Genomic DNA, 17,518 nt, shown 5'->3' on the forward strand with positions numbered 1-17,518 from the left:
ATTTCATAATTGAACTTTCCTGAAACCCAATGCCGCTATTAATGTTTAATTAATAAATTAAACTAATTAGCTATGTTGTTACCATTCGCCTTTATGATCATCGCCGTATTTGTGGTGCTTGCCATCTACTTAATTATCAGAAAATCTAACGGAAAAAAGGAAAAGCGTTAGGCTTTCTTCACCTTAAAGGTATTATTGCTATTATCGGCATCTATAAATATTCCGCCGTCAGCAGCAACGGATACTACAGTTTTATTGTTTTTTAAATTGACAATGGCCTGCTTTTGATTTGTTTTCCATATAGCCGGGTTCATGTGAATGGTTCCTGTAGTGCCATCGCTGTAGGTAAGCTTAACATCAAACGGAATGGCAAAGCCGCCAATATTATCAATAACTATTTTATAACCCATCCCAATTTTGGTTACGTTTTTTATGGCAAGATCAATATAGCTATAGGTAAAGAACCAATTGTTAAAAAACCAGTTCAGGTTTTGACCTGTTGCTGTATTAATAGAATTGAAATAATCCCAGGGGATAGGGTGCTTGCCATGCCAGTTATTCATATAAGCATGTAAGGCTTCTTTAAACATTTCATCGCCAAGCAAATCTTTCAGCGCAAGATAGCTTAAAGATGCTTTGCCGTAGGCATTGTGCGCGTAACCATCCTTTAATTCGCTTGTTGGCGTTATCAAAGGCAGATCTTCCGTTTCTGAATAATCTTTCATCCATCCGGCTATTCTGAACTTTTTATAAACCTCCTGCGCTTTTTCTTTGCCTACCTCAGTTTCGTTAATAAAATGTTCAAAAGTCGTTGCCCATCCTTCGTCCATATAGCCAAAACGGGTTTCATTAATACCCATATAAAACGGGAAATAAGTGTGTGCCATTTCATGATCCTGTAATAATTGCGCATCGGCTAAATCAGGGTCATGGGAGTCGTTAACCATCATTGGGAATTCCATATCCGCGAAACCTTCAAAAGCGGTCATTTTTGGAAAAGGGTAAGGTACACCCGGCCAATTGTGCGAGAAATAATCAAGCGAATGCAACCCGAATTTAACCGATTGATGAAACTCCGGAGAGGTGTCATTATAGGCTGCCTGCATACTGGCACGTCGTCCGGTTGCATCATCAACAACAACGCTGGCGCCATCCCAGTCGTAATGGTTACTTATACCAAATGCCATATCGCTGATGTTATCAGCCTTCCATATCCAAGTATTGGTTTCGTTTTGTGCGGTAATGTTGTTTTTTGCAATATCCGCCTGTGTAACAATATGGATCACCGAGTCGCTGCTGAGTGAGGTTTGCAGCTTTTTAGCATATTCAGGCTGTAAAACCTGTTGGGGATTCTGTAATGTGCCTGTAGCCCAAACTATATAATTTTTAGGTACGGTGACATTTAACGTATAGTTATTGAAGTCGTTGTAAAACTCCTGCCGATCGTTAAATTCGAGTTTATCCCATCCATTATAGTCATCATATACCGCGACACGCGGGTAAAAATAAGCTATGTAAAAAGTAGATGGATCTATAACTCCTTCACGACCAGCCCCCGTGGCCAGCTCATAATGCCATGTAATGTTCAATTTTATAGAACTGTGAGGTAGTAAAGGCTTGGATAAACGTACCTCATAGTTAGTTAAATGTGCCTTTTCGTTATCCCAGGGCTTTTTTTGGCCATCGGCAAATATCGAATCTACCTGTATGCCGGATGTTATATAATCCGGTGTAGTCGCTCTGAATCTGGTAGCGCCTGCGCGATGCACATTCAATATCAGTTTCATATTAAGTTGCTTAAGCGTATCCGGACTGTTATTAAAATAAGTGATCTCTTCTACGCCTTTAACCGTGCGGTCGGGCGGCATTACTGTAACTGATATGATATAGTTACTGGTGTTTTGCCAATATTTAGGGCCGGGCTTACCGTCCATAGATCGGGTTTTATTATTATAGGCTTTTTGAATATCGCGTGGGATATTAACTATCTCTTGCGCATTTGCCTGAGTAACAAAAATGAATAATGCCGCGGAAATAAGGAATGATTTGAACATAACGGGGAAATTTGAAGCCAATAGATAGTTAATACGCTAAATATAGGAAACATGTATTAAACGCAATGTAATTTTTAGGCGATAAACTATATAGTACAAAATGAAATGCGGATGGTTCATTATTTTGTGCTTTCCGCAGAATAATTACATTTGTTATCTATGCAAAAAATACTGGTAGCAAACCGCGGCGAAATAGCATTGCGTGTAATGCGTTCTGCCCGAGAAATGGGTATTAAAACTGTTGCGGTATACTCCGCGGCCGATCGTGATGCTTTACATGTGCGCTATGCCGATGAAGCCGTTTTTATTGGCGAGGCGCCTTCTAATCAATCATATTTGGTTATCGAAAAAATTATTGATGCCTGTAAAAAAACAGGTGCCGAAGGTATTCATCCGGGATATGGATTTTTAAGTGAGAATGCAGAATTTGCAAGAAAGGTACGCGAAGCCGGCCTGATACTCATAGGCCCGTCACCGGAAGCTATGGAGATAATGGGTAATAAATTATCCGCAAAAGCTGCTGCCTTAAAATACAATATACCTATGGTGCCGGGTACCGAAGAGGCTATTACCGATATAGATGAGGCAAAAGCACGAGCTGTAGAGGTTGGTTTCCCGATATTGATAAAAGCAGCAGCAGGGGGTGGCGGCAAGGGTATGCGCATAGTTGATACCGCAGCTGATTTTGAAGAGCAAATGAACCTGGCTGTATCCGAGGCCACATCAGCCTTTGGCGATGGTTCGGTTTTTATTGAAAGGTATGTGTCGTCACCACGACATATTGAAATTCAGGTACTGGGAGATACACATGGTAATATTGTTCATCTGTTTGAGCGCGATTGCTCGGTACAACGGCGGCATCAAAAGGTGATTGAAGAAGCCCCATCATCAGTACTTACACCCGCAATCAGAGAGCGAATGGGCCGTTGCGCTGTAGATGTTGCCCGTTCGGTAAATTATACGGGAGCAGGAACAGTAGAGTTTATTATGGATGAAAAATTAAACTTCTACTTTCTGGAAATGAATACCCGCCTGCAGGTGGAGCATCCGGTAACGGAGCTGATTACAGGCATTGATCTGGTAAAGGAGCAAATACAAATTGCAAGGGGAGAGGCCATTAGTTTTAAACAGGAGGATCTGGCGATAAACGGCCACGCCATGGAACTAAGGGTTTACGCGGAAGATCCTGCTAATAATTTTCTGCCGGATATAGGAACATTGCAAACCTACCTTACGCCAAAGGGGCCGGGAGTTAGAGTTGATGATGGTTTTGAACAAGGCATGGAAATTCCGATATACTATGACCCTATGATAGCCAAGCTGATAACCTATGGCAAGGACAGGACTAAGGCTATAGAGCGCATGATACGTGCTATTGATGAATATAAAATTACCGGCATAACTACTACACTGGGGTTTGGCAGGTTTGTTATGCAGCACGAGGCGTTTATATCGGGAAACTTTGATACTCATTTTGTTAAGAAATATTTTACGCCGGAAGTTTTAGAAAGTACAGATGAGAGCGAAATGGAAGTAGCCGCATTGATCATGGAAAGATTGCTTGCCGCAAAAAAATCAGTATTAACTACAACTACGACATCTGATATTTCAAACTGGGTAAAAAACAGAAGTAATAATTTATAAACTCTTTTAAGAGGCAGATAAAAGCTGTTCTAATTCGTCAATGAAAGGTATTTGCGCGGGCAATATTTTTTGTCTTGCCATTTTCAGGTCGAACCATTCGGCACGGTCAACTTCGGGGAAACTGGCCATTTTGCCGGAGCGCGGCGGCCACTCCATTTCAAAAAAATTACTTTTAACAAGGCCGGGTTCTGGTTTTCCTTCCACAGCCCAGGCATTTACAATTTTTCCGCTTTTATATTTTATGGGTTGCAGTGTTATAAAGTCCCCGTCGATGGTTTGCCCGGTCTCTTCTTCAAATTCACGCTGCGCAGCTTTAAGCGGATCTTCTGAGGTGTCATATTCTCCTTTTGGTACCGACCAATTCCCATTATCCTTATTTCGAAAGAAAGGGCCCCCGGGGTGTACCAAAAAAACCTGTACAAGATTATTTAAGGTACGATATACTAATATTCCGGCACTTTGTTTTGGCATATATTTGGTAACGGCAAAGTAGCTAAACATAAAGTATTATCATTAGTTTTATATCAAATTTTCAATAAATGGATACCAGGTGGCAAAAGTTTAAGGTGACCGGAGATTACCATGTGAATATGCGAGCCCTTTACCTGGCATGGGCAACTCCTGCCGGTCTTGAAAAATGGTTTCTGCGTAAGGCTGATTTTTATACTGTGCCTAAACGTTTAAGAGCTGCTGATGAGGAAGTAATGAAAGAAGATACCTATGAATGGTACTGGCATGGATATAATAATAGTTTAGTGGAAAAAGGGGCTATTTTAGAAGCTAACGGTAACGACCTGATCAAATTTACCTTTGCCGGAAATTGTATAGTAACCGTTAGATTTTCAACCACTAAGGGGCTCACGATTATTGATCTGATACAGGAAAATATTCCACCCGAAACCGATCCTGAAAAAAATTTATTTGTGCAATGCCAGTTAGGCTGGGTTTTCTACCTTACAAATTTAAAATCTGTGTTTGAGGGAGGGAAAGATCTGCGCAATAAACGGGTTGACCTGACCAGTAATTTTAAGTAAAAAGTAACATCATTATAGGGGAATTTCGTATTAAGCTATATAAGCTTAAAGTATTGATTAAGTTCATTTTAACCTTGCCCCGTATACAGAATTTATTTTTTAACTGCTATTGTTTATTGTTTTAATTGCTCTATTTTAGCGGCCAAATAAAAGGACGATTTATGTTAAAAAGAACACGATTAAAAAGCGTATTTATTTTACTCACAGCAGTAGCTTTTACCTATACATCATGCCAAAAGGCTGCAACAAATACTAATTCTTCTAAGCCGGATAACGCAACTATCAGCGCGCAAATAGCACTTAATCTATATAATTCCATAAACGGAACTTACGGAGGTGTAAATGTTGGAGACGGCCTTCCGGTTATTCACGGTGCATCATCAAATGGTTTAAAGGTAAATGATATCAGTTGTGGTACAACTACTGAATCTCCCATAAGTTATACAACCAATTCAGGCGATACTGTAAAATCAACAGTTACAGGGCATAGCAGCTACACTATCAATTGTGATGAGACCAACTTCAGCATACTTGGTTATACACTTGTTGATAGCACAACTACTATAGGCACTGCCCCCGGATATAATTTTCATTATATTATAAAGGAAAATTATGATGTAGCAACTCTTAATTCAACCTATACGCTGGTTTCTTTGAAGGGAACGCAAACATCTGTTATCAGCACAGCATCCACTACGTCGGCAGATGAATCAACATCGCAAACTAACGAATACACATTAAAAGATTTTCAGATAAAAGGTCATGACGGTAATCCTACAACCATTATAGCAGGAACCGCGCTGTTTGTTGTAAACGGTACAAAAAATGGTGAATCATATAGTTTTACCGGCAGCATAGAATTTATGCCGACTGATAAAGCAAAACTATCTTTTGATGGTAAGGTGTTCATGGTTAACCTGCTTACCGGAAAGTCAACCCAGATATAAAATTACAGAACGATTAGTTTTTGGAAAGCGGATAGAAATATCCGCTTTTTTTATGATGTTTTAATAACACAAGGCAATAGCAAAACCTGTATTTTTGCGGAATATGTTTACCGGTATAATAGAAATTTTAGGAAAGGTAACTGATCTGACAAAGGAGAATGGCAATTTGCACATTACAGTGGAATCGGCTATAGCTCATGAATTAAAGATCGATCAGTCTATAGCGCATAATGGTGTTTGCCTTACTGTAGTTGCTTTGGCTGATGGCACTCATACCGTTACGGCCATTGAGGAAACCCTGAGTAAAACTAACTTAGGTGGGCTAAAAATAGGAGAACCTGTAAACCTGGAACGTTGCATGCAAATGAACGACCGGTTAGATGGTCATATTGTGCAGGGGCATGTAGACCAGACCGCTACCTGTACAAAGTTTACCGAACTTGATGGCAGTTGGGAATATACCTTTACTTATGATGCGTTAGCGGGTAACGTTACGGTGGAAAAAGGATCGATATGTGTTAATGGCATCAGTTTAACCGTGGTTAATTCCATAGCTAATAATTTTTCTGTCGCCATTATTCCTTATACCTATGAACATACCAACCTGCATAACGTGCGTGAAGGATCAGTCGTTAATCTGGAATTTGATATCATAGGGAAATACGTTGCACGCCTCATGCAACGCTAACGCCTTAATGCGGCCACCCTGCTTTTACAATATTTGATCAGGTCTTTTTGCTCTTCGGGCGGATGAGAGGACAGGTATTTCCTGTAATATTTAAGCGCATTTGCCCTGCTTTTGATGTGTTCATCATACAATAATGCTATGGAATAGAAAAGCAACGGACTTTCTTTAAACTGCAACCCTTTCTGATAAGCGGTTAGTGCGTTACGGTATCGTTTTAGCTTTTCGTTACTATTGGCTATTTCTCCGTAGTAGGACGCTATACTGGGCGATATGCCATCAACTATTGCCTTGTTTAAATAGTAGATAGCCATTTTTTGATCATTTAAAGCCTTATAGCACATCGCAGCATAGTAAAAACTAAATTCGTTTTGAGCATTAGGCTCTATATCAGCAAAGGTTTCCGCACCGCAGGCAAAGTTCTTAAGATTATAATACGCCACACCTAATTTGGTTAGTACCATTCCCGAAGTATTGCCATTTTGCATCAATTTCTGGCATAGGTCTGCGGTTTGCTGCCATTTTTTTTGTGCGTAGGTGAGCTTCATCAGGCTCAGCATTAGTACTGTATTTTCCGGGTCGGCCTCTATCGCCTTATTTAATACTTTTTCTGCCTGATCGTTTTGTTGCAGGCTAATGTATATTTCACTCAAATCAGATGCCACATCCGGGTCGGTGGTATTTAACTGATTTGCTTTTTGCAAATTGACCAGATAAGAAGCAATGTTACCATTGTCTTTGCTTATTTGTGCGAGTTGCTTATATACCATAAAATTAGTACTGTCTCTTTCTGCTATTTTTTTATAATAAATCTCTGCCTTTGCTGAATTACCCCGCCTTAAATTAATACTGCCTAAACTGAAAAGAACACCTGTGTTGGTTGAATCATTCTCGTATATCCGCTGGTAATATTTTTCTGCATCCGCCAACCTTCCAGACATTTGAGAAGTATAGGCAAGTTGCGCTAAAGCTTTAGGATTGCTTACGGGTTCAGTATAGATCTGCTTCAGATAATCGGCAGCTTCGGTAAAACGTTGGTTTTGGTAATAGTCAAGTAATAAATCCTGATCTATTTGTTTTGGTTGCTGTGCAAAGCAGGTAAATGCTTCAAAAACTAAAAGTAATGTGAATATACATTTCATTCAACTAAATTATTAGTTATAAATGAAATATCCAAATAGTAAACAAAATTATGTTTTTGGGTGTTATAATAACTTAACAACAATTATGATATTATGGATAAGATAAAGAAATATGGATTGATGGAGAAGATTGTCCATGAATTGGAAGATTTAAAAAACAGTCAGCAGGCAATTATCCAGAAACTGGGTAAAATAGAGGTTGACAATATGGAACTTAATGATAAGGATCTGGAGAAAGAACTTCCGGATATGCATCAGCGGGTTTCTGACAATTTAGATTCCATCGCATCGTTATTACAAGCATTTGAAACCAAGAAAGATGCTTACAGCGATAAGAATAATATTGATGCTCTCAGAGAACAGGAAGCTATTAATAAATTATAGGAAAAGGCCCGTTAACGGGCCTTTTTTTAGTTTAAGATTTCCTTGAAGAATTTTACTGCCAATGACCCCACCTTAGTGTGAACAGCATGCCTGTCAACCGTTGGGTCGTCATTAAATATAGGTTCGCCACTTTGCTTTAGCATAGGTGTTGCTTCGTTTAAAAAAACGTAATGTCCTGCTTTTCCCGGTAAAACATACAGTTTTGAAAACAGCATCATTTTATGATAATGTGCGGCATTAGTTTCTACCGGTGTAATTTTATCAGATTCTGCATCTACTATATATAAAGGAACATTAACTTCTTTAAATTGCTTTTTTTCGGGAAAACCCTGGCCAATAGCAGGACACATGGCAAAAACTGCTTTAATTCTTTTATCTTTAAGGGGCGGACTTTTTGTAAATGAAGCCATTACAGAATCCCGGTTTATTGAGTTTGCCAATTCAGGAAACTCGGGAATATCCATTTCCTGTTTACCCTTTGCAGATTGCATGAAATTATCTAATGCCTGCAGGTTAAGTTTAGCTCCGGCCAAAGCTATCACTGTATATCCGCCTATTGAAAACCCCGCTGCTCCAATTCTATTTTGATCAATACATGCATTGGTTTCAGGTTTATTTAAAAGTTGAGTAAGTACAAAACTAATATCTTGTGCCCGTTCCCATGGGGTTACAAAGTCAATGGCTATTTTATTATCATACGTATTTCCCCAGTGATCTACAGCCGCTACTATAAATCCATTTTTAACCAGGTCATCAGCCAGCCATTCTAATGTCATGCGGCTACCACCTGTACCATGAGAGATAATGATGAGTGGCTTCTTGTTAACAGGAAGTTTTGCGTTCCAGATAGTAGGGGCAACTATATACGGAAAGTTCTTTTTTGGTTCAGGCGAACGCTCATCGGTAGTGGGGTACCATATTTCGGTAATTAACGGGCGTTTTCTTGTTGTGTCGTTAAAATGAAATGTTTGCTCACCAATATTTATTGTTTTTGTTTGTGCAATTCCGGCGAAAGGTAATATTAACAGAATTAAAAGATTTCTTACTCGCATAATTTTATTTTATATGCAAAGCAAATCATTTAACAGATAGAGATTGTTGACATTTGTCAATAATTTATTTTTTTGATTTTAATCTGCTCAGTGTTTCCTGTGAAATGCCGAGGTAATCAGCAATTATTTTGGATGGTAAACGCTGTACAAGGGTAGGATTGGTTTTAATTAATAACTGGTAACGTTGTTTAGCATCCATAGTGATAAGGCTTTCTATACGTTTTATTGATGCTATGTAATCTGCCTGCAGACCAAGTCTGGTGGAACGCTCCCAACCGGGCACGATATCGAATAACGACTGATAATCAGAATAACTGATATAAAGTAATTGAGAAGGTTCAATACTTTCTATGTAAGCTAAAGAGGGTTCTTGCAAAGTAAAGCTGGGAAATGCTGTTCCGAATCTGTTTTCTGTTATTAAAAAACGGGTGAATTCCTTACCGGCAGCATCAAGCAGATATACACGGAGACAACCTTGATTTACAAAATAAATATACGGGCACACTTCATCGGCATGTAATAGTATCTGATTGCGCCTGGTTGCTTTATATCTAAATTTATTACATATCAAAGCTAACAACTCGTCCTCAATAGTTATTTGATTGGTAATGAACTTTTTAAGCTGAGTATGCGTGTCGGACATTGCAACCATTCTATAAAATTATGCAAATAGCACTTATCCCACAACCCGGAAATAATTACTGGTATTGAATATAAATAGGGGCGGGTGTTAGCTTAAGCACTTCTTCGGGAGTCATTAGGCGGTGCGGTGCATTTTTAATATCGTTCTTATAAAAAAGCTTAAAGCCGGTAAATTGTACCGGCTCATTTGCTACAAAGTATTTATAAGTACCTTTTTTTAATTCCGGGCCACCCCAGCCATCCATATCCATCACAAATTGCACTTCGGAGTGTAATTTAATATCCTGATAATTAGTAACCATGTGCTTAGTGAAACGGTGTACAACAAATACTTTAGGAGGCAAATTGTATTTCTTGCACAGAGTGCTTAGATAATCGGTTACGTAATTGATGTCTTTAGCATCAAATGTGCCAATTCGTTTTCCGGGTACACTCCCGCCCTTCATAGAAAATTCAGGATCTATCCCAAAGTGAACGTTAGGCAGTTTCAGGTATTTTTCTAATAGCGGGAGCTCAGTTTGTACGGTGCTTAAACCAACCTGAATGTCTAGAAATACCAGCGCGTTTATTTGTTTGGCCATTTTAAGCACGCTATCAATCTGGCTGAAAGGCATCCTTAAACTATAGGTGTTGTTTCTGCCCGGTGAACCTTGCGCGGTAACGCAAATATAATGCAGGGCCGGTTTAACGGGTATCAATGTGTCTGCAGCCTCCCAGTTTTTAACTTCCAACTGCAATTTGGCAAGCATTTGTTTGGGCGGCAACTGGCCTAATATTCCCATATTTTTTGAATACATATTGCCGTAAAAAGCAACTATACGGTTAAATGGAAGTATGGCACCGGGCAGGGGATAAGGGGCATTTTTTACGGGCCATTTACCTGTTTTATCGCCGTTAGCCAAGTGCAACATCAACGAATCATAGAGCATGGTATCCAATACCGGTTTATTAACAGTACCAGTATCTGTTAAAATAACACGAGGTCGAATTTTTGCTTCGGTATTAAGTGTTATTGTGATAAATGCAGTAAGCAATACCGCGCAGAAAAATGTTTTCAATTGATAGGATTTAGTTTATGCTTTTGCCTTTCATGGCGGTACTGATAGCTTCGTCCATTACACGCTCGGCAAAGGGGCGGGTAAAGTCATTCAAAGCATCTACTTTTTTTAATATCAGATCCTTGTCACCGCTATGCAGGGTTTCCTTAAGGGCGTTAAGGTGTTTTACTGTTTCAGCATTTTCTTCTATAGATAATAGTATGCCATTCTTTTGCAGAAACCGTTCAACTGTGTAAACCATTTGTTCACCTTCGGTACGTGCTTCTATCAGCATGCGCTGACTTACATCATCTTGAGCATGGGTTATGCTATCCATAAGCATTTGTTCTACCTGTTCATCAGTAATACCATAAGTAGGTTTAACTTCTACCTCTTGTTTTACACCAGAGCGTAACTCCATAGCCTGTATCTTTAAAATACCATCGGCATTCAGCAAAAAGTTAATATCTACCTTAGGGAAACCTGCAGGCATCGATGGAATTCCTTTTAGTTCGAACTCCGCCAATTTGCGGTTTTCCTTGATCAGATCGCGCTCACCCTGGTAAACAGCTATCTTCATATTCACTTGTCCGTCAATGGAGGTAGTATATTGCCGCCCGGCCTTTGTAGGAATTTTTGAATTGCGTGGAATAATGGTATCCATCAGGCCACCCATAGTTTCAATACCTAATGAAAGAGGTGTTACATCCAGCAACAGGATGTCCTTACGGTTGCCTGCCAAAATATCAGCCTGTATAGCTGCACCCAGAGCTACCACCTCATCAGGGTTTAATTCATTATGTACCGCACGTCCAAAAAACTCAGATACCATTTTAATAACAAGCCCCGTGCGTGTGCTACCGCCTACCATTACTACTTCATCTATCTGATCAACAGTAAGTTTAGCGTCCTTAAGCGCGTTTTGGCAACTGGTTATGGTTTGCTGTACTTTAGGTAATATCAAACTCTCGAAAGTATTACGATCTATGGTGCACCAGATGTCACCTATCTTTTCGTTAAAAATACTTTGGTGAGCGAATGCTTTTTTGGCTTCTTCGGCCTTTAGCCTTAGTTGCTGTGTAAGTTCACGGTCAGTAGCCACAGCCGTTTTATCCAACTTGTTTTTTTCTATCCAATAATCAGCAATGGCGCGGTCAAAGTCATCGCCTCCTAAAAAAGTATCGCCATTGGTAGAAAGTACTTCAAATATTCCACCTTGTATTTGTAAGATAGATACATCGAATGTACCACCGCCCAAATCATAAACAGCTATAGTTTTAGTTTCTTCCTGATTTAGCCCTATACCATAAGCAAGGCTGGCGGCAGTAGGTTCGTTAACTATACGTAAAACATCCAGTCCGGCAAGTTTCCCTGCATCGCGGGTCGCCTGGCGCTGAGAATCATTAAAATAAGCAGGTACTGTAATAACCGCCCTGTTAACAGGTGTTTTTAAAGCATGCTCAGCACGTTCTTTTAATTCCTTTAATATCATACCCGAAAGTTCGATAGGAGTATAATATTTATCACCAACATTTATTTTAACCAGACTTTCGGTATCATCATCAATTATTTTGTAAGAGAAAAAGTCCTGATAATTCTTTACATCTGCATAAGAACGGCCTAATAAACGCTTAACTGAAAATACCGTGTTTTTGGGATCGGTAATTAAAAACTCTTTTGCCTCATTGCCTACTTTTATCTCACCCGCTTCGCCAAAATGCACAACCGATGGTACCAAAACACCTTTTCCGGTATCGTTTATAACTTTCGGATCTTTATCAGGGTTAATAAATGCTACCAGTGAGTTGGTGGTACCTAAGTCAATGCCTACAATAATATCTTCTTTTTGTATGGAACCTGTTGCCAGGTTGATAGAAACTTTAGCCATAGTAAATTATAACGAGTGGCAAAGGTAATTAGTTTTAAGGCAAGGTGTGTCATATTACAGTTCAATTTAGGATTAAGCTATAGTAGTTATCCCCTGGTTTGGCTCCGTAATTAATGATTCCCGTACCCAACTACGCTCATCATAAAAGAAATAGCATTAGAAGAATGAAGTAATTCGGTTGATTTTAATGACATATCTGCGGCTTCGGAGGCACGCGAACGCATTTGTGTCTCATAGGATTCAATAGCAGATATTAAATCAGGATGATCTTGACTGGTTAAATTTTTACTTAATTCTAATGCGTCCAGCATTGCCATATTTACACCTTCGCCGGCATAAGGCGGCATTAGGTGTGCAGCATCGCCCAACAGGGTTATATTGCCTTTTGATTTCCATGTTTGATCTATGGGCATACTATAAATGGGGCGGGGAATAAAGTTACCACTTGCGTTTTCAAAAAGGTCCAGCCAAATATCTTCCCATCCTGCATATTCCTGTTTAAACCAAGCAAGTACCTCAGCTTTCTTGGTAAAATCAATTCCTGCGGTTTTGCTCCAAAATTCGTCTGTTTTGCAGCCGGTGTAAAATACTAAACTGCCATCTCCTTTTGAACTTACTATCAGCGTTTTTTCATCGCCCATAGCAAATATTTTACCTCCGTTCAGTAATTTATGCATTTTCGGGATGGCGGATGCCGAATCATTCACATAACCCTCAATTCCTGTGACACCAGCGTAAAATGGTTTAATATCGGTAAGGTAAGGGCGCAACCTGGAGTTGGCGCCGTCGGCGGCTATCACTATATCAGAAAAAACCTTTTTGCCATTCTTGAATTCTATTCTCCAACCTTCATTCATAGGTGATATACTCACGAATTGGCTGTCCCAAATAACTGTGCCTGGTGTAAGAGAATCTAATAATAGATTTTGTAATGGCCCGCGGTCTATCTCAGGTCTTATAGTTTCAAGCCTTGGATTTTCGGCATCATCCAGCAGGATAGTTCCGTGTTTATCAATAATGCGCAGCATGTCGGCTCCGGGGCGATAGCTGGCATTAAACGCATCCATGAGTCCGGCTTCCTGCAGCGCCAATAACCCAGATTCTTCATGCAGGTCAAGCGTGGCACCTTTTGGGCGGGCATCTTTGTGCGCATCTCTTTCATAAACCGTTACCTTGGCGCCTTTCATCTGTAAAAGCCGGGCAAGTGTTAAACCACCCGGACCGCCACCTATAATTGCTATTGTTTTGTTTTCAATGTTATTCATCATAGTTGTTTTATAATTAGTAATGTGTTTAATAGGATAGACGATCCAGAAGCTACATCCTTTTAAACAGATAAAATTTTTATACTGAACAGCAACGCTGCTTTTGTAGATGTATAAATTCAGAGCATATTTGAAATTCGGGAAGAAAACATTTTTACTTACTTTCATGCCGATGAAACGCGTGTTGCTGCCAATTTTACTTTTTACGTTTACGTCGCTTAAGGCGCAGCAATTTGGCGGCAACCCACCATCAATAAAATGGCGGCAGGTTAATATACCGGCAGCCCGAATTATATTTCCGACCGGACTCGATTCTTCTGCTACAGAAGTAGCTGATATTATTCACCGGATGAATAATGCCATAAAACCAACCATAGGCTTTAAGCAAAAAAAAATAAACATCGTATTACAGGATCAAACCATCATATCCAATGCTTATGTAGGGTTGGCCCCATTTCGTAGCGAGTTTTATTTAACACCCGAACAAAATAGTTTTGAACTGGGAAGCCTGCCATGGCCGGATCAGCTGGCAATACACGAGTTCAGGCATGTGCAGCAGTACAATAATTTTGATGTGGGCATTTCGCATTTATTGAGGGTTTTATTCGGCGAAGGAGGACAAGCTTTGGGCAATGACCTGGCTGTTCCGAACTGGTTTTTTGAGGGAGATGCTGTTTTTAACGAAACTTTAGTAAGCAACCAAGGCAGGGGAAGGCTACCATTATTTCTCACGGGCTATCGTGCTTTGTGGATGGCTGATAAACAATACAGTTGGATGAAGCTGAGGAACGGGTCGTATGCTGACTATATACCCAACCATTACCCTTTAGGTTATATGCTGGTGGCCTACGGCCGAGAAAGGTATGGCAATATGTTTTGGAAAAATGTTACTCATGATGCCGCGGCATATAAGGGGGGATTTTATCCATTTCAAACAGCAATTAAAAAATATGCGGGAATAAGTTATAAGGATTTCAGAAATGATGCTTTAAAATACTTTAAGCAACAGTTTGCATTGGATAGTAGCTTAATACAAGAGAATAGTAGTAACAAGCATTTTACAGCTGATCGTGAATTTCCGGCTTATGTAAATGACAGTACATTAGTTTATCTGAAAAGCACTTATGACCATGTACCCGAATTTGTAATAAAAACCGCAGGCAAGGAGCGAAAGTTAGCTGTACAGGATATCACCATTGATAATTACTTTTCTTATCACAATGGTAAAATAGTATATGCGGCTTACCGTCCGGATATACGGTGGGGTTACAGGAATTATAATGAACTGGTAGTGATAGATATAAAGACTGGCCAGGAAAAGCGTATCACCCGTAAAACAAAGTATTTTTCCCCGTCATTTAGTGACGATAGCAAATCAATAGTAGCGGTACAATTGTCACCAACAGGCAAATGTGAACTGCATGTGCTTAACACAATTGACGGTGAGCTGATAAAGGCGATTCCTAATAAACAACAACTTTTTTTTACTTGCCCTAAGTTTTATAAAGGCGGGAAAATAGTTTCGGCTGTGCGCAACAAAAAAGGGCAAATGACAATTGCCACAGTAGATGCCGCAGGGAAGGTTAATTATTTACTCCCCTTTACTTATGAACCCATTGGCTTTTTACTGGTTGATGGTGACGCAATATATTTTACCAAAACCTCCGGCAAAAACGACAGGCTTTATGTGCTGTCGGTAAGTTTGAACAAGGTGTTTGAGTTGAAAAATACACCTAAGAATGGCTCTATCGGTTTTTATCAACCAGCAATCAGCACAAATAAACTTTCGTGGGTTGGTTTTACGGCAAATGGTTATCAAATTAATGAGTTTGATCGTAAGTTACTGCAATTTGTACCCGTAGATATTAGTAAAGATAACCAGTTGGACGATTTGGGTGTGAGTGCTTTAACAACCGACTCTTCAGCAAACCTGCTTGCGTCTGTGGAACGCACCCCGTTAACCGTAAAAAAATACAGCAAGGTGCACGGCTTGTTTAACTTTCATAGTATCATTCCAGATATTAACGATCCTAATTTCTCCATTGCTTTAGAGGGGGAGAATATTTTGAATACTTTTCAGTCGCGTTTATCGCTTAATTATAACCGGGATGAAGAGTATAAACGTATTGGTTATTCTGCAATATACGGAGCTTTGTTTCCCTACTTGTCGGCAGGTGTAGATTACACTTTGGACCGTAAGGGATTTTATAAGGGCAATAGTATTTATTACAACGAGACCGATTTACATGCGGGATTCACTGTGCCGTTAAATTTAACAGCAGGTAAGTATATTACATCAGTTTCTGCCGGTTCTGCTGTTTATTATAGTCAGAGTACTTTTCAACAGGCTTATCGTAATTTATTTGCCGACAAACATTATACTTACGTTAATAATAGTATTAGCTTTAATAATCAGACACAACAAGCCAAACAGCAAATTAACCCGCGATTTGCTCAAAGCATAAGTATTAATTATAAAACAGCAATAGCCGGGCTAAATGCCAGTCAATTTTTAGTAAGTGGTGCATTTTATTTTCCCGGCATTGGTATAAACCACAGTTTGGTTATCAGTGCCGCGCATCAGCAAAAGGGACAAAATAACGCTATCGGTTTTTCGAATGATTTTCCTTTCTCTAAGGCGTATACCGCACAAAATCTGGATAACATGAATAAGATAGGGGCGAGCTATCATTTCCCTATTGCATATCCGGATGCAGGTTTTGGTAACCTGATTTATCTGCTCAGGCTGAGGGGATATTTATATTACGATTATACTCACGCAACCGCGAATAATTTTTTTGCTGATGGGAGTAATTTTAAGCGGAATTTCCGTTCGATGGGTGCGGCGCTGTTTTTTGATACTAAATTCTTTAATCAATCATCCGTTTCATTTGGCATACGATACAGCTATTTGCTCGACCCGGACTATTTTGGGGGAAGTGGAAGAAATAGGATAGAATTAGTATTACCGGTTAGCATTTTTTAACCGATCAGCCATTAGCTGCTTTTATGATAGCTTTTACTCTTTCGGCACCTGTTTGTTGAATAGTATATTCATCTCCATAGCCGTTACTCATTAAAATGTGATCATTCCTGTAGTCCATTCTACCCGGCAAACTAACCCTTGCAGATGAGTGCACCTCCCTGACGCCTGTAAAATGCACAAGGTCGGCAACGTTTGTTTCAGATATACCACTTCCCGGCATGATAGATATTCTTCCGGCTGCTTTTTCTACTAAGTGTGTTATAACATTTGCGCCCTCCATGGCTGTACTTTTACCTCCCGATGTTAAAATACGGTCGCATCCGATCGCTATTATATCTTCAAGGGCCTGATATTGGTCAGCGCACATATCAAATGCGCGATGGAATGTAACCCCCACTCCCCATTGCCGTGCGGTACGTACCAATTCGGTGCAACGTTCTTTATCAACAGTGCCATCCGGATTAAGTATTCCTATTACAATACCATCGCAACCGGCTTCTATACAATTCCTTATATCGGCCTGCATTACCTCAAACTCCAGATCGGTATATAAAAAATCGCCGCTTCTGGGGCGTATAAGGGTAAATAGTTTAATATGAAGATGCTTACGTGCAAGTAGGATCTGTCCGAATGATGGAGTAGTGCCACCTTCATCAAGATTTTCACATAATTCAACACGTGCTGCACCGCCTTCCTGTGCGGCAATAGCGGATGTCACCGAATTGGCGCAAACTTCTAATGTTATCATTCAGTAAAAT

At 39.8% G+C, this 17,518-nt stretch carries 15 protein-coding genes; 6 read left to right on the forward strand and 9 right to left on the reverse strand.

All coding sequences use genetic code 11. The annotated features are described in order from the left end of the window. Window positions 1-167 precede the first annotated feature (167 nt). Entirely contained in the window at window positions 168-2,054 is a 1,887-nt protein-coding gene (locus I5M19_RS06625) for a M1 family metallopeptidase (RefSeq protein WP_200065418.1), read from the reverse strand. Window positions 2,055-2,213: 159 nt separating this feature from the next. Between I5M19_RS06625 and accC the strand changes: the two genes are divergently transcribed. Then, entirely contained in the window at window positions 2,214-3,698 is a 1,485-nt protein-coding gene (accC, locus tag I5M19_RS06630) for an acetyl-CoA carboxylase biotin carboxylase subunit (protein WP_200065419.1), read from the forward strand. 6 nt (window positions 3,699-3,704) lie between these two features. Here accC and I5M19_RS06635 read toward each other — a convergent pair whose 3' ends face one another. Then, complete coding sequence (locus I5M19_RS06635) at window positions 3,705-4,169, reverse strand: NUDIX domain-containing protein (RefSeq protein ID WP_235985776.1); 465 nt, start codon at window positions 4,167-4,169, stop codon at window positions 3,705-3,707. A 68-nt stretch (window positions 4,170-4,237) separates the two neighbouring features. Here I5M19_RS06635 and I5M19_RS06640 point away from each other — a divergent pair, with 68 nt between their 5' ends. The 3 genes from I5M19_RS06640 to I5M19_RS06650 all read left to right on the forward strand — a co-directional run bounded on the left by I5M19_RS06640 (window position 4,238) and on the right by I5M19_RS06650 (window position 6,367). Continuing rightward, on the forward strand, window positions 4,238-4,732 hold the full coding sequence (locus I5M19_RS06640; protein ID WP_200065421.1) for an SRPBCC family protein: 495 nt from the start codon (window positions 4,238-4,240) through the stop codon (window positions 4,730-4,732). Between the two features lie 161 nt (window positions 4,733-4,893). Then, window positions 4,894-5,679: a hypothetical protein gene (locus I5M19_RS06645; RefSeq protein WP_200065422.1), complete on the forward strand. Its 786-nt coding sequence runs from the start codon at window positions 4,894-4,896 to the stop codon at window positions 5,677-5,679. Between the two features lie 103 nt (window positions 5,680-5,782). Then, window positions 5,783-6,367 (forward strand): riboflavin synthase, encoded by a 585-nt coding sequence (locus tag I5M19_RS06650; RefSeq protein WP_200065423.1) that lies wholly within the window; start codon window positions 5,783-5,785, stop codon window positions 6,365-6,367. On the opposite strand, the gene I5M19_RS06655 is transcribed toward I5M19_RS06650, so the two are convergent. Beyond that, the gene (locus tag I5M19_RS06655) at window positions 6,364-7,506 is read right to left on the reverse strand and encodes a tetratricopeptide repeat protein (RefSeq protein ID WP_200065424.1); all 1,143 of its coding nucleotides are present in this window, start codon (window positions 7,504-7,506) and stop codon (window positions 6,364-6,366) included. The two genes, I5M19_RS06650 and I5M19_RS06655, sit on opposite strands and share 4 nt — an antisense overlap. Window positions 7,507-7,599: 93 nt before the next feature. Between I5M19_RS06655 and I5M19_RS06660 the strand changes: the two genes are divergently transcribed. Further along, window positions 7,600-7,890, forward strand: coding sequence for a hypothetical protein (locus I5M19_RS06660; protein ID WP_200065425.1), 291 nt, complete (start codon window positions 7,600-7,602; stop codon window positions 7,888-7,890). A 26-nt stretch (window positions 7,891-7,916) separates the two neighbouring features. Here the strand turns inward: I5M19_RS06660 and I5M19_RS06665 are convergent, their stop codons facing one another. From I5M19_RS06665 to I5M19_RS06685, 5 genes are all read right to left on the reverse strand, one after another. Continuing rightward, window positions 7,917-8,942, reverse strand: coding sequence for an alpha/beta hydrolase family protein (locus tag I5M19_RS06665; RefSeq protein WP_200065426.1), 1,026 nt, complete (start codon window positions 8,940-8,942; stop codon window positions 7,917-7,919). Window positions 8,943-9,006: 64 nt separating this feature from the next. Then, on the reverse strand, window positions 9,007-9,585 hold the full coding sequence (locus I5M19_RS06670) for a Crp/Fnr family transcriptional regulator (RefSeq protein WP_200065427.1): 579 nt from the start codon (window positions 9,583-9,585) through the stop codon (window positions 9,007-9,009). A gap of 55 nt (window positions 9,586-9,640) precedes the next feature. Continuing rightward, the gene (locus I5M19_RS06675) at window positions 9,641-10,642 is read right to left on the reverse strand and encodes a hypothetical protein (protein WP_200065428.1); all 1,002 of its coding nucleotides are present in this window, start codon (window positions 10,640-10,642) and stop codon (window positions 9,641-9,643) included. Between the two features lie 10 nt (window positions 10,643-10,652). Continuing rightward, window positions 10,653-12,509, reverse strand: coding sequence for a Fe-S protein assembly chaperone HscA (hscA, locus tag I5M19_RS06680; RefSeq protein ID WP_200065429.1), 1,857 nt, complete (start codon window positions 12,507-12,509; stop codon window positions 10,653-10,655). Between the two features lie 110 nt (window positions 12,510-12,619). Continuing rightward, entirely contained in the window at window positions 12,620-13,777 is a 1,158-nt protein-coding gene (locus tag I5M19_RS06685; protein ID WP_200065430.1) for an FAD-dependent oxidoreductase, read from the reverse strand. 163 nt (window positions 13,778-13,940) lie between these two features. Here I5M19_RS06685 and I5M19_RS06690 point away from each other — a divergent pair, with 163 nt between their 5' ends. Continuing rightward, window positions 13,941-16,760: a TolB family protein gene (locus tag I5M19_RS06690; RefSeq protein WP_200065431.1), complete on the forward strand. Its 2,820-nt coding sequence runs from the start codon at window positions 13,941-13,943 to the stop codon at window positions 16,758-16,760. 4 nt (window positions 16,761-16,764) lie between these two features. Here I5M19_RS06690 and I5M19_RS06695 read toward each other — a convergent pair whose 3' ends face one another. Continuing rightward, window positions 16,765-17,508 carry a copper homeostasis protein CutC gene (locus tag I5M19_RS06695; protein ID WP_200065432.1) on the reverse strand — a complete coding sequence of 248 codons (744 nt, stop codon included), beginning with the start codon at window positions 17,506-17,508 and terminating at the stop codon, window positions 16,765-16,767. Window positions 17,509-17,518 lie beyond the last annotated feature (10 nt).

This window comes from Mucilaginibacter segetis (assembly GCF_016522075.1).
Classification (GTDB): Bacteria; Bacteroidota; Bacteroidia; order Sphingobacteriales; family Sphingobacteriaceae; genus Mucilaginibacter; species Mucilaginibacter segetis.

Bases quoted from the DNA above. Each gene is read 5' to 3' on its own strand.
- I5M19_RS06625 (WP_200065418.1), bottom strand. From the start codon at position 2,054: ATGTTCAAATCATTCCTTATTTCCGCGGCATTATTCATTTTTGTTACT.
- accC (WP_200065419.1), top strand. From the start codon at position 2,214: ATGCAAAAAATACTGGTAGCAAACCGCGGCGAAATAGCATTGCGTGTA.
- I5M19_RS06635 (WP_235985776.1), bottom strand. From the start codon at position 4,169: ATGCCAAAACAAAGTGCCGGAATATTAGTATATCGTACCTTAAATAAT.
- I5M19_RS06640 (WP_200065421.1), top strand. From the start codon at position 4,238: ATGGATACCAGGTGGCAAAAGTTTAAGGTGACCGGAGATTACCATGTG.
- I5M19_RS06645 (WP_200065422.1), top strand. From the start codon at position 4,894: ATGTTAAAAAGAACACGATTAAAAAGCGTATTTATTTTACTCACAGCA.
- I5M19_RS06650 (WP_200065423.1), top strand. From the start codon at position 5,783: ATGTTTACCGGTATAATAGAAATTTTAGGAAAGGTAACTGATCTGACA.
- I5M19_RS06655 (WP_200065424.1), bottom strand. From the start codon at position 7,506: ATGAAATGTATATTCACATTACTTTTAGTTTTTGAAGCATTTACCTGC.
- I5M19_RS06660 (WP_200065425.1), top strand. From the start codon at position 7,600: ATGGATAAGATAAAGAAATATGGATTGATGGAGAAGATTGTCCATGAA.
- I5M19_RS06665 (WP_200065426.1), bottom strand. From the start codon at position 8,942: ATGCGAGTAAGAAATCTTTTAATTCTGTTAATATTACCTTTCGCCGGA.
- I5M19_RS06670 (WP_200065427.1), bottom strand. From the start codon at position 9,585: ATGTCCGACACGCATACTCAGCTTAAAAAGTTCATTACCAATCAAATA.
- hscA (WP_200065429.1), bottom strand. From the start codon at position 12,509: ATGGCTAAAGTTTCTATCAACCTGGCAACAGGTTCCATACAAAAAGAA.
- I5M19_RS06685 (WP_200065430.1), bottom strand. From the start codon at position 13,777: ATGATGAATAACATTGAAAACAAAACAATAGCAATTATAGGTGGCGGT.
- I5M19_RS06690 (WP_200065431.1), top strand. From the start codon at position 13,941: ATGCCGATGAAACGCGTGTTGCTGCCAATTTTACTTTTTACGTTTACG.
- I5M19_RS06695 (WP_200065432.1), bottom strand. From the start codon at position 17,508: ATGATAACATTAGAAGTTTGCGCCAATTCGGTGACATCCGCTATTGCC.